Raw genomic sequence first — 12,562 nt, 5'->3', positions numbered from 1 at the left:
CCTAATCTTAACAATAAAAAACCAGCAGCAATCCCGTCAATAAAATACGGCTGGCTGCTGGTTTTCTATTTATAAAGCGATAAGTTCTCCATATCCAGTATCCGGATGGATCGTTGATCGTATTGCTGGATCCACCCTTCATCTTCAAACTTCGCCAATTTCCGGCTGATTGTTTCCGGCGTAGTTCCAAGATAAGAAGCAAGGTCTTTTCGCGACATCGGCAATCGAATCTCTTTGCTTTGGCTGGATTCAGCTTGTTGGATCAAATACAAGGCGACTCTCGTCTCTGTGTCTTCTGTCGTAAAACTGGTCATTTGATGTTCTGTCTGATCCAGTCTCAGCGAGAATTCCTTGATGATCTTCAAAGATATTTGCGGATATTTTAGAAACAAGTCGTTTATGTCTCTACTGCTGATCGTGCACAGTTCCGTAGCTTCCATCGCTTCTGCATAAGAATCGTGGACATTGTCTGTAAAAAGAGCCAGTTCACCTGTAAAATCACCTGGCTGCAGAATCCGGATCACCTGCTCCTTGCCATTTTCAGTCAAACGGTATACTTTCAATTTCCCTTTATGGATAATGTACAAGGAATTGGATTTTTCACCTGACCTGTAGAGAATTTCACCTTTTGACAACTTTCGTCCTTTGGTTGTAGCAGCGACTTCTTTCAGTTCGGCTGGTTCAAGATGGTTAAAAATTGGAACGATGGATACACATTAGATTTTCATGTGGCGAAGATGGTTGTTTTAACCCATTGCTCTCCATACTTTCCCTCCTGTATTGATCCATATAGTTCGATTTCTCCCTTACCTATACCCGAAAGATCAACCGCCTATATAAGACATGCCGATTTCCTTTCGGCTTTTGGCACTTTCTTCAGTCCGTTCATCGGAATACCGATCTCTTCTCCCACTCCAAACTGCACCGATTGCATCAAGTAGCTGTAGATCATCTACTCTGGGATCTCTTGAGACAGTCAATTTCAGCCGTTCACAAGTTTCCCCCAATGAAAAATCGATTAGAAAACGCCGATTTCCATCTATTTTCTCCTCTTCCGAACTCCCTGTTTCTCATTGGATAAGGGAGTTCCCTCTTTCGCCAAAGGAAATGCCCTAGCAGGAAAATCATTGGTTTTTGGCATGTTATACTGAAAAAAATGAGGGGAATGAATGACTATGTCAGGACCATCTTTGCGCCAGCTGCATGCCCATCATGCGATTCACGAAGGCGCCTTATCTGGAGCATTAACCAAAACCGAAGAAGTCGAAGACCTAATGAGAGCCAAAGAATATGAAGTCGCCCGTCAGGCTGCAGATCATTTGCTGGAGTACTGGGAAACGCGGATCATCAGTCATGCCGATGCGGAAGAAGAAGGATTTTACCAGGAAATGATCGATCAGAAACCTGAACTCAAGGAAACAGTGGCCGATTTGACGCGTGATCATGACATCTTGCGCATCATTGCGGCTGACATCAAGAAATTACTTGTGGAAGAAGGCGTCAGTTATGAAGTTATGAAGCAATTTCATGCGCTGCTGGTTGTAAACGCCATCCATAGCCGCGAAGAAGAACGGCTGCTGCTTCAGGAGCCTTCAATATGATAAAAGCAATTGGAAGAAACGAGCTTTGCCATTGTGAAAGCGGCAAAAAATACAAAAAGTGCTGTGGAGCGGACGAATCCTCCAAGCTGATGATTGAAGAACAAAACAAAGTACTCCAAGGCACGCTTCGGGATTTTTTTGAAAATCATCCACGTCCATCCCAACAGAAAGAATTGGTGAAATGGAAAGATAAAGTCGAAAACCTTCTCGTCCCACTTTACGGTGAGGATAAATCGAATGGCATTATCGGCGATCTCTTCTTCTTTTCTGAACGCGTCGATGTATGGAATGCTTTTATCGAAGAAAAGATCGCTAAAGAAGAAAGAACACAAATCAGCCAGATTCTCAGTCCTTGGCTTGACCCGCTGTTTATGGCTGGTGAAATTCTTTCTGTCTCCAATTACCGTGCCCAAGTCCGCGATTTGCTGTCTGAAAAGGTCACGGAAATTGAAGTCAATGAATCTTTCCCGGTTGAAGCAGGGAATATTGCGACCGGATTCTATTTGCCTGATATCCGCAATGGTGACAACTTCATGATGGTTCTAAACAGTTTGACGGTCGCGGTTGAAGTAAACCCGGAAAGTATCCAAAAGCTGAAGGAAATGTATCAGTCATCCGAAACGGCAAGCGCACAGGAATTTTACAGCCGGAACATGTTGGCCGTTTACCAGATCCTAAGCAGCGGCCTTCTGAGCACCGAGCAAGTCTCTTCTGCCGTTCTTGAAACTGTGGAAGAATTGGAGAATTTCCTTATTGCCCATGATTTGAAAAGTGATGAATTGATTGAAGCCTTCTTTCATTACGCAGAACCCTTGGCGTTGATTCCCAAAGAAGCGGTCGCTGGTGCAGTACAGTTTGCCATCGATCACCAATTGGTGAAGCTAGACTGGAAGATCGACGAAACAGCGCAGCATTTTGGCGTGGATACAGAAGGGCTGGCTCTTTTCAAAAATGATCTCGGTTCTTTTTATCACACCGCCAAAAGCAAGGAAGACCCAGAGAAAGAAGCCGTTTATGCTTTTGAAGTCGGAACAGATCCCAAAGGCAACGAACTGCAGAATTGGCAATTGTATATGCATTTGAAAAATGCGACCATTACAAGTGAAAATGAATTGAAACGCCAAATGGAGTACTACCACAGCAAATCCTATGAACCGAAAACCAAAGTTGAGAAAGCTCAGCTCCTTGCCTATAGTGCCTATACAAATACGGACCGGACCACCCAGCTGGAACAGATACAGGAGCTGGACCCCCAAAATACAGATGCTTTCTTACTGGCAGCTGAAATGGCAACAGATTCTTCATTAAAAGAACAATTGCTTCAAAAGGCGATCTCCAGCGGAAAAAGACGCTTTGAACCAGAAATGGATGTAGCTTGGCTGTATGTGCCAAACCGTCCATATTTGCGATCCCTGTTTTTGCTTGGAAATTTCTATTGGGAGCAAGCCCGTTTCGAAGAGGCTTTCCCTATTTATTATGAAGTACTGCGCTTGAACCCCGGCGATCACCAGGGCGTACGCTATTTAGCGGTTTCAGCGTTAATTTCCCTGGGGCGCCTTGAAGAAGCCGAAAGCCTCATCAGCCATTACGAGGAAGAACTCAGCGATAATGCATTCTATGCTTGGTTCAGATGGTCTATGGAGCGGCAGAAAGGTAAACTTTCACAAATTGCTCAAACGAGGTATATAGAAGCCATCGATCAAAATCCATATGTAAAAAAATATGTTGAACAACGGATTGCCGCTTTTCTTTATCCAAAATCTGCTGTCATCACTCCCCGCTCTCCTGAAGAAGCAGGGCTGATCTGGACGTTTTTGGCACCGACTCTCGAGAATCGATAAGTTGGATTCGGAGCAATAGACAACTGAACAAATTCAAAAAGAGGCTGCACCTTCTGTAATAGAAGGTGCAGCCTCTTCATTTTTTCAGCTATTGATTGAATTTGTTTGATTGTCGTCTTTTGCGGAATCAAAATTCCCTTGGCCAACCCTTTGGCGGATTTCATCTTCAGTTAATTTTCTGCCGATGGGTCCTGTCGGAATATCGGTGGAACTGTCTTCTCTTTCCGCACGTTCCACACGTGCAAAACCTGCATTCGTTTCACGGCCGATCCGTTCCCTTTCAGCCCTGCTTGTATAAATCTCTTCCGGTTTTTTTTCATCAGCCATAGAAATTCCTCCTTTTAATGACTTGCCAATCAGATGACATTAGTAATTTCCATCGGGTAAAAATATGGATCTAAACATATTTACCATACCATCATTTTTCTGATTATTCAAAACGGGAGAAACTTGACAAAGGCTTTATGGACGAATTGGCCCTTCCACTACGATTTTTCCGATTGTCCGCCCGGTCAGTAAGTTTTCGTAAGCTTCTTTTAAAGTCGCCGGTGAAAGAGGTGACAAATGCTGGGTCATGGTCGAGCGGACTTTCCCTTCTTCCACCCAGTCTGCCAATTGCGTCAAAATATGATGCTGCGCAACCATATCTTCTGTCTGGAAGACCGAACGTGTGTACATAAGTTCATAAGCGAACGTTACAGATTTGGAGAACAATGCAAGATGGAGCGGCTTAAAAGCTGGCAGAATTGAACAGATCTTACCTTGTGGCAAGATGATTTCTGCCATGTTTTCCATGTGATCATCCACGTTTGTCAAACAAAAAATATAATGTACTCCTTGAATTCCTAATGCTTCTAATTGCGGTTTGAATTCTTCATGATGATTGATGATATGATCGGCCCCATGATCGAGTGCCCATTCCTGGGATTCTGTACGGGAAGCTGTACCAACAACCTTGAGTCCAGCAAGTTTTGCAATTTGTGTTGCAATGGAACCTACTCCTCCAGCTGCTCCAATGATCAGAATCACCTTGTCTTTGTTATCGGCTGCTTCTTTAGCTACGCCAAGCCGATCAAAAAGTGCTTCGCAAGCAGTGATGCCTGTCAACGGCAATGCTGCTGCTTCCGGAAAGCCGATGCTCTTCGGCTTCTTCCCGACAATCCGCTCATCGACGAGATGGACCTCACTGAGGCTTCCTGGAACGTTGCTCGTGCCCGCATAGAAAACTTCGTCTCCCACCTCGAACAAGCTGCAGTCTTCTCCCACTTCTACGACCACTCCAGCTGCGTCACGTCCGACAATCGTCAATGACTGGTCGTCTTCATCCTTGCCGTCACGGGTCCGTAAATCTGTTGGGTTCACCGATATTGCCCGTACTTCCACTAAGAGGTTCTTGCCTGCTGCTTTTGGACGTTCGATTTCAACTCCTTCGAAATCAGGCGCTTCCGTTTTCAAGCCGGGTTTGTAGAAACCTAGTGCCGTCATCTTCTCTTGTTTCAATTCACTTCGCCTCTTTCAAGTTAATTAATGATAATAATTGAATCTTTACTTATTGTAACCGTGGAACTACATAGTCACAAAACCTCTGTTTCTCCTTTTTAATAAAAAATGAGATAACTTTATAATCATAAAACCCTAGCCTAGTCGGTTATGAGCTGAATGTCCTTATTACAAATATTAAATATTCTAAATATATGGAAAATTAAGTTGTTTTTTATTTTATTTTTGTTATTATGGATAAATAGGTTCAGCATTTATATTCAGAGGGAATACTTATCCCTACCTTCATAGGATATTATGCTCACTTTTCAGGGTAACCTGAGAATTTTCATATATCACATGCAACATCCATCAAAGGAGGACGAAAAATGATCAAGAAATTTTTTACCACGACAGCCGTACTTGCTCTAACATTATCCACAGTTTCATTGGCTCCGCTGGCAGCAACCAGCTTGGAAGAACCGTCTAATGTGAAGCCGGCTAACTATGCCAAAGATGTCAATTTAAATCCCCTATTGGAAGCAGTCGTCAAAGACTCCACTGGAGCAGGAATCAAGACGGTTGATTTTAAAAAAGGATTTACATACGATTTTGCCGGCAGTAATAATATCTCTGGCTTCGTAAATGATTCTTCCGATAACCCAATTTCTGTCCCGATTCAAACGAATACCACTCCATTAACAAAAGACCAGATAGCTGCTATAGCAGCTGACGATGGCAAGACCGCAGTAACGAAAAGCAGCAACGGCTTCCCTTCCCAGCGCTTTGTAGTTGATGTTTCCCAGGATTTAGCAGCAGGCAATGCCATTGAACTCTATTGGGAAGGCAAAACCCTGGCAAGCGGATTGGCCAATTTATCTGCTTGGGACTATAAAGCAGGAAATTGGGTAGCTTTGAGCCAGAAGCAAGGAAATGCTAAAGGTGAGGAAATTGTCCTCAAAGCTGAAATTGACAAAGAACGATTCGTCAAAGATGGTAAAGTTCAAGCAATGGTCCATGACTCAGGGACATTGACAGACTCCAAAGGTCAGGATTTCTCTATGGTATGGTTTACCGATACCCAGTATTATGCGCAAGATTATCCGGAAGTTTGGACCTCCATGACCGATTGGATGATCAATGAATTCAAAAAAGGCAGTTATGAATATGCGATGCATACAGGTGATCTTGTCAATGAAGTACTCGATGAGTCACAATGGAAAGTTGCAGAGAAGAATCTGGACCGCATGGATGAAGCCAATATCCCATATGGCGTGCTGGCCGGAAATCATGATGTCGCTATTGACCCGCTCAATAAAACATATGACTATAGCATTTTCAAAAGATATGCAGGAGTCGACCGCTTTGAAGACAAGCCTTGGTTCGGCGAAGCGATGAATGATGAAAATCAAAACCATTATGACCTATTTTCATTCGGCGATCACGACTTCATCTTCCTTTACCTCGGATATGGAAGAGATGGATCTGCTGAAACCGTAGCATGGGCGAATAAAGTTCTAAAGCAGCATTCAGACCGCAACGCTATTATCGGGATGCATGAAAATATCAACTCATTGGCACAATACGTGACAGCTGAAGCACGAGTTGTTAATAGAGAAATCGTTATGCCTAACGAAAACGTCAAGATGGTACTCAGCGGGCACCATCACGGCGCGAACTATCGTGTGAAGCAAGTTACTAATGAAGACGGTTCAGAACGTGAAGTACTGGAAGTATTGGCAAACCACCAAGGCAATACAGCTCCTGAACGCGGACAAGGGTATTTGAAGATGCTGACATTCGATCCAACAGATGAAACATTGGACTTTGTTTCGTATTCTCCATTCCTTAATGACTATGACTTTGATCAATTCGAACAGGCTAAAGAAAGCTTTACAGCAAACTTTGATTTAGCGGATGTACAAGCGAAAGTAAACCCTAGACAGATCGAAACGGATTATATGGCTGTCAATATCTTTACCGACCAATTGATCGGCCAGGACAAGGACCTTAAATCAGGAGAAACCGCTTCGGCCGAATGGAAAGGCCTCAGCAAAAACACTAAATATCACTGGTATATGAATATGACCAATACTGCGGGCGAAAGTGAAAAATCTCCCGTCTATCAATTTACTACTGGATCGACAGAACCTGCACCAACACCGGATCCAGACCCAACACCTAGTCCAGACCCAAAACCTGACCCGAATCCGACACCTAGTCCAGATCCGAAGCCTGAACCATCACCAACACCGGATCCAGACCCGTCACCTAATCCAGATCCAATCGTATTTACAGATGTTTCTGATCGATACTTCACATCAGTGAACTACCTTCTATCAAGAGGGATTACAAAAGGATTGACACCGACAAAATTTGGAACGGATCAGACCATTAAACGGGTCGATGCAGCTGTCATGCTGGCTAAAGCACTAGAGCTCGATACTGAAAACGTGAAGAGTGCAGGGTTCACAGATGTTCCCGAAAGAGCCGTGAAATACGTAAACGCCCTCAAGGCAGCTTCTATCATTAATGGTAAAACCACTACAAAATTCGGATCCGAAGCAGAGATTACACGAGGCGAAGTGGCAATCATGTTGGCCAATGCCTACGATTTACAAGCGACTCACCACGATGTACCTTTTACTGATGTATCCGAAAGATACGAAGAATCGGTCGCAGCTCTCTTGGAATATGGCATAACCAAAGGGAAAACAGATACACAATTCGGAACAGGTGGTTCTTTAAAACGTGGGGAATTTGCAATTTTCCTCTATAAGTCTAACCACTTGGAGTAAAAGACTGAAAGAATAGCAGTTGAATCTTTCAAGTCTTTAAAAAAGGATAGCCCCTGACACACTTGCTCTTACTTCCAGGAGCAGTGAGTTAGGGGCTATTTTTTTATTTCAGATAAAATTTTCTGTGATTTTGGTATAGTATGGTTTTATCAAGTTAAAACCATACAGCAGGAATTTCTATGTTTAACCATTAAGGGGGAATCTGTGATGATCACCCGCCGTACGGTCATTTCTCTCGGTATATCGCAATTGGTGTGCTGGGGGATTTCCTATTACCTGATAGCAGCTTTCGGTGCGCGGATTGCCGAAGACCTCGGCTGGACTGACGCCATTGTCTACGGTGGATTTTCAGCTTCATTGGTGATCATGGCAATCGCCTCTCCGCTGACTGGCCGATTAATCGATCGCTATGGCGGGAGCATTGTCATGTCCATCGGTTCTATCTTGCTTGCCTTAGGCTGTGGAGGTATTGCTTTGTCCCATTCCCTTGGCACCTATTATGCCTCCTGGATGGTGCTGGGGTTCGCCATGCGCCTGAGTTTATATGACGCGGCATTTGCTGCCTTGGCACGCATTGGTGGCGCTCATGCAAAACGCCCCATTTCACAGATTACTCTTTTAGGCGGTTTGGCTTCCACCATTTTTTGGCCAATTGGATTCTTTTTGACTGAAACGTTCGGATGGCGTCCAGCACTTATCATCTATGCCACTCTTGCGCTGTTGACGCTTCCGCTCCACCTCTCGCTTCCCAAAGGACGATTCAGCGAAGTAAGCCATACCGCAGATGCAGCTATGCCACCCTTATCTCCTGCTGCCACAACAGCACGGGAAAAATGGATCGCCGGCAGTCTTTATGCGCTGATTTTCACTTTGTTGAATTTCTTGAATTCAGGCATGTCCACCCATATGATCACCCTTCTTGCGGGGCTTGGGCTGACCGCTGCCCTTTCGGTTTGGATTTCGACTCTCAGAGGAATCGGACAGTCCCTGGCACGAGTCTGTGAGGTGTTGTTCGGTGCACGCCTGCATCCTGTTTCGTTAACAATTTTGGCATCTGCATTGTTGCCCATTGGCTTTATCACCGGCCTCTTCAGCGGTGAATTTCTTACAGCGGCTTTGCTGTTCGCTTTCCTCTTTGGAGCAGGCAATGGTCTGATGACCATTACCCGAGGAAGCTTGCCGCTGGTTTTGTTCGACCATGATACGTATGGGACATATGTCGGCAAGCTCCTGATTCCTGGATTCCTGCTGTCGGCGATTGCCCCCATCGTCTATACCTACGTCATCAACCGGTTCGGAGAACAAACCGCCCTTACCGGGTCTGCCGGACTGGCGTTCATTATATTTGCTCTATCGCTGGTTTTAAAATCAAGATATTATACTGATGCTTCCAAAAAGAAACAGCCAATCCCTTAATGACCAGGATTGGCTGTTTCTCTGTTTATCTCTTCAGTTCAAAACTTATTGCCTTTGTCTCCGTGCCGTTCCAATAATTCAGCAAAAGACAGGTTTTTCTCACGTTCTTTGCGTTCGAATAAACGCTGCGCTTCTTTTTCTTCTTCCTGCTTCTGTTCTTCTTTCAGCAATTCTTTTTTTGTTTCTTTCAATTTTGCCAAAATGTCTTCAGACAGCATACTGCTGGATTCTTCTTTTCTTTTAGCCATGGGTTCTCTCTCCTTAGGGACGTTTGATGACAGTCGCAATTCCCTGGCCGCCGCCGATACATAGGGTTGCAAGACCCGTCTTGGCATCCCGTTTGATCATTTCATGCAATAACGTAACGAAAATACGTGTACCGCTTGCACCGATTGGATGACCGATTGCAATGGCTCCGCCGTTTACATTCAAAATATCGTGATTGAACTTTAATTCACGGTCAACCGCAATCGATTGAGCTGCAAACGCTTCGTTCGCTTCAATCAATTCGATGTCTTCGAGTGACATCTCTGCTTTCTTCAAGGCATTCTTGACGGCTTGTACGGGACCGATGCCCATGACAGCCGGATCCACACCTGCATTGCCGTTTGCCACGACTGTTGCAAGCGGTGTCAGCCCGAGTTCATCTGCTTTCGCTTTGGACATGACAACGACTGCCGCTGCTCCGTCATTAATGCCTGAAGCATTCCCTGCTGTCACACTGCCATCTTTTTTGAAAGCTGGACGCAACTTCCCTAAACGTTCTTCATTCGAATCACTCTTAACATACTCATCTGCTTTGAAGATGACTGGGTCTCCTTTGCGCTGTGGAATTTCAACCGGCACAATTTCATCATCAAATCTGCCTGATTCAACGGCTGCTGTGGCACGGGCTTGCGAACGTGCCGCAAACTTATCCTGTTCTTCACGTGAAATATCGTAGCGATCGCATAGATTTTCCGCTGTAACTCCCATATGGTAATCGTTGAATGCACAGGTCAATCCGTCTACCAGCATGCTGTCGACCACTTTTTGATCTCCCATGCGGAATCCGCTCCGGGCATTCTCCATTAAATATGGTGCTCGGCTCATGTTTTCCATTCCGCCTGCAACAACGATGTCTGCATCTCCAGCGTAAATCGCCTGATACGCCAATTGGATGGATTTCAGTCCGGACCCACAAACTTTATTGATGGTCATCGAAGGAACGGTTTCTGGAAGTCCTGCATGAATCGATGCCTGACGTGCCGGATTTTGTCCAAGGCCTGCCTGAAGTACATTCCCCATGATGACTTCAGAGACTTGGTCCGGTTTGACTCCTGCACGTTCAATCGCCTCTTTGATGACGATCGCCCCTAATTGGGTTGCGGGTACATCTTTAAGAGACCCCTGAAACGACCCTACCGCTGTTCGGACAGCGCTTACAATAACGATTTCCTGTGACATATACATTTCCCCTTTGTTTGATTGTCTGGTAGTTGCTCTTTTATCCCTTCCCTCGCTACAATAGAAAGCAGGGGGGATACTATGTTCAGTTTACCAAAAAATGCAACGATTATCGAGGTTGGTCCGCGTGATGGCCTGCAAAACGAAGGGAAACTTGTAAAAACCGAAGATAAGCTTCAATTTATAGCTGCTCTGCAGCAAGCCGGAATTCAGGAAATGGAGTTAACGTCCTTTGTGTCGCCAAAATGGGTACCTCAAATGGCAGATGCTAAAGAGATAGTCGCCCAGACAGAAAAAGTCGGACGCCAGTTCGTTCTCACGCCAAACGAACGCGGAATCAATGCCGCTCTCGAATCGGGCGCGCAATCGCTTGCCGTCTTTGTTGGTGTATCCAATACTTTCAATAAAAAAAATATCAATAAGACCACAGAGGAAAGCATGGAGGCGTTAAAGTCGTTGATCATCAACCTGAAAAAGCAGGATATTTTTGTTCGTGCCTGTATTTCAACTGCATTTTACTGCCCGTTTGAAGGCGCTGTTTCTCCGGAAGCAACGTTGGCACTTTGCCGCCAGTTTGTAGAATGGGGAGTTGACGAATTGAGTGTCGCCGATACAATCGGCATGGCAAACCCGAAGGAAAGCTATGAATTATTCGCTAAACTAGTGGAAGCATTTCCGGATATCTTGATGACCGCCCATTTTCATGACACCCGCAGAATGGCATTGGCCAATATCTCTGCAGCGCTGCAGGCGGGTGTTACCCGTTTTGATGCTTCTGCAGGTGGGTTAGGGGGCTGTCCGTTTGCACCGGGGGCAACCGGCAATGTCGCTACAGAGGATGTCGTCAATATGCTCCACCGTATGGATGTTCAAACAGGAATCGATTTGGATATGCTCTGCCAGGCGATCGAAAAAATCGAACCGCATGTGACGAATCCCGTAACCACTGGGATGTACACGTTATACAAAACCCAGACATAAGGAGCTTTCGCCATGAAGAAAAGATTGATTTGGACTTCAGCCATCATTTCCAGTGTCCTTACAGCTTTGGCCACCGTTGCAGGATTTATTGCCAGCAATCGGCTGATGTATGTAAAGAAAAAGGACGAACAGCTGATTCTCGAAAGGGAAACCACCGCAAAACGCTATGACGAAGTATGGTATGCCAATGTTCCAAAAAGCGAGCAATGGATCGAATCTGAAAATGGATATCCAATCAAAGCCATTTTCCTTGAACCCCATGATACCAACCGCTATGTCATCATTTGCCACGGGGTCACTGAAACCAAAGTCAATTCCTTTAAATACGCCCGGATGTTTGAACGGATGGGTTTCAACTCCGTTGTCTATGATCATCGGCGCCACGGCGATTCAGGTGGGAAAACAACCAGTTTCGGCCATTTTGAAAAGATGGACCTGAAAGCGGTGGTCCAGGCTTTAAAGCTGCATGTTGGAGCGGATCTGTTTTACGGCATTCACGGTGAATCGATGGGAGCTGCGACCACCCTATTATACGCAGGTATGGAAGACAAAGCGGATTTCTACATCTCCGATTGTGCCTATTCTGATATTTATGAACAGATTCTCCATGTCATGAAAACGACGACGCCCTTGCGCACTACGTTGGCGCTGCGGCTTGCCAGCATTTTCATGAAAATGCGGGATGGTTATTCCATTTCTACAGTATCGCCGAGAGAAACCGTGCAGAACATTCAAAAGCCTGTTCTTTTTATCCATAGTGTCAATGATGATTTTGTTCTGCCGAAAATGAGTGAGGAACTTTATGCATTAAAACAAGGCCCAAAAGAACTGAAGCTTTTTGACGAAGGCGCCCATGCCCAGTCTTTCAACCGGAATCCCGAAGAATACGAAGAGACCGTTGCTGAATTCCTGGCGAAGTATGGACTGCTGACACCTAAGCAGCAGGAAACGCACCGAATTTCAGCAGATGCTGTTCCATCACAGAATAAATAAAAGCACT

The 12,562-nt window shown here is 45.1% G+C and carries 11 protein-coding genes and 1 pseudogene; 6 read left to right on the top strand and 6 right to left on the bottom strand.

Translation table 11 applies throughout. The features are described 5' to 3' along the window. Window positions 1-65 precede the first annotated feature (65 nt). Together ACRC6Q_RS07295 and ACRC6Q_RS07290 are read right to left on the bottom strand one after the other, a co-directional pair. Window positions 66-635 carry a Crp/Fnr family transcriptional regulator gene (locus ACRC6Q_RS07295; protein ID WP_431466131.1) on the bottom strand — a complete coding sequence of 190 codons (570 nt, stop codon included), beginning with the start codon at window positions 633-635 and terminating at the stop codon, window positions 66-68. 189 nt (window positions 636-824) lie between these two features. Then, window positions 825-953: pseudogene (locus tag ACRC6Q_RS07290) on the bottom strand (GTP 3',8-cyclase MoaA); the annotation flags it as partial. 222 nt (window positions 954-1,175) lie between these two features. On the opposite strand from ACRC6Q_RS07290, the gene ACRC6Q_RS07285 reads away from it, so the two are divergent. Next, window positions 1,176-1,601 (top strand): hemerythrin domain-containing protein, encoded by a 426-nt coding sequence (locus tag ACRC6Q_RS07285; protein ID WP_431466325.1) that lies wholly within the window; start codon window positions 1,176-1,178, stop codon window positions 1,599-1,601. Continuing rightward, the gene (locus ACRC6Q_RS07280) at window positions 1,598-3,442 is read left to right on the top strand and encodes a tetratricopeptide repeat protein (protein WP_431466130.1); all 1,845 of its coding nucleotides are present in this window, start codon (window positions 1,598-1,600) and stop codon (window positions 3,440-3,442) included. The genes ACRC6Q_RS07285 and ACRC6Q_RS07280 overlap by 4 nt, the downstream gene beginning before the upstream one ends. Window positions 3,443-3,526: 84 nt before the next feature. On the opposite strand, the gene ACRC6Q_RS07275 is transcribed toward ACRC6Q_RS07280, so the two are convergent. Together ACRC6Q_RS07275 and ACRC6Q_RS07270 are read right to left on the bottom strand one after the other, a co-directional pair. Next, window positions 3,527-3,769 (bottom strand): hypothetical protein, encoded by a 243-nt coding sequence (locus tag ACRC6Q_RS07275; protein ID WP_223633003.1) that lies wholly within the window; start codon window positions 3,767-3,769, stop codon window positions 3,527-3,529. A 135-nt stretch (window positions 3,770-3,904) separates the two neighbouring features. Continuing rightward, window positions 3,905-4,942, bottom strand: a complete 1,038-nt coding sequence (locus ACRC6Q_RS07270) for a zinc-binding alcohol dehydrogenase family protein (RefSeq protein WP_431466129.1) — start codon at window positions 4,940-4,942, stop codon at window positions 3,905-3,907. A 368-nt stretch (window positions 4,943-5,310) separates the two neighbouring features. On the opposite strand from ACRC6Q_RS07270, the gene ACRC6Q_RS07265 reads away from it, so the two are divergent. Together ACRC6Q_RS07265 and ACRC6Q_RS07260 are read left to right on the top strand one after the other, a co-directional pair. Next, window positions 5,311-7,719, top strand: a complete 2,409-nt coding sequence (locus ACRC6Q_RS07265; RefSeq protein WP_431466128.1) for an S-layer homology domain-containing protein — start codon at window positions 5,311-5,313, stop codon at window positions 7,717-7,719. 207 nt (window positions 7,720-7,926) lie between these two features. After that, window positions 7,927-9,135, top strand: a complete 1,209-nt coding sequence (locus tag ACRC6Q_RS07260; RefSeq protein WP_431466127.1) for an MFS transporter — start codon at window positions 7,927-7,929, stop codon at window positions 9,133-9,135. Between the two features lie 38 nt (window positions 9,136-9,173). On the opposite strand, the gene ACRC6Q_RS07255 is transcribed toward ACRC6Q_RS07260, so the two are convergent. Together ACRC6Q_RS07255 and ACRC6Q_RS07250 are read right to left on the bottom strand one after the other, a co-directional pair. Further along, the gene (locus ACRC6Q_RS07255; RefSeq protein WP_223633020.1) at window positions 9,174-9,383 is read right to left on the bottom strand and encodes a DUF3886 domain-containing protein; all 210 of its coding nucleotides are present in this window, start codon (window positions 9,381-9,383) and stop codon (window positions 9,174-9,176) included. 13 nt (window positions 9,384-9,396) lie between these two features. After that, the gene (locus tag ACRC6Q_RS07250; RefSeq protein WP_223633022.1) at window positions 9,397-10,581 is read right to left on the bottom strand and encodes an acetyl-CoA C-acetyltransferase; all 1,185 of its coding nucleotides are present in this window, start codon (window positions 10,579-10,581) and stop codon (window positions 9,397-9,399) included. A gap of 81 nt (window positions 10,582-10,662) precedes the next feature. Here ACRC6Q_RS07250 and ACRC6Q_RS07245 point away from each other — a divergent pair, with 81 nt between their 5' ends. Both ACRC6Q_RS07245 and ACRC6Q_RS07240 read left to right on the top strand, forming a co-directional pair. Continuing rightward, window positions 10,663-11,562 carry a hydroxymethylglutaryl-CoA lyase gene (locus ACRC6Q_RS07245; RefSeq protein WP_431466126.1) on the top strand — a complete coding sequence of 300 codons (900 nt, stop codon included), beginning with the start codon at window positions 10,663-10,665 and terminating at the stop codon, window positions 11,560-11,562. A gap of 12 nt (window positions 11,563-11,574) precedes the next feature. Next, window positions 11,575-12,555, top strand: a complete 981-nt coding sequence (locus ACRC6Q_RS07240; protein WP_431466125.1) for an alpha/beta hydrolase — start codon at window positions 11,575-11,577, stop codon at window positions 12,553-12,555. Window positions 12,556-12,562 lie beyond the last annotated feature (7 nt).

The organism is Planococcus sp. SE5232 (genome assembly GCF_050686535.1).
GTDB lineage: Bacteria > Bacillota > Bacilli > Bacillales_A > Planococcaceae > Planococcus.
This window is presented reverse-complemented; position numbering and strand designations above follow the sequence as displayed.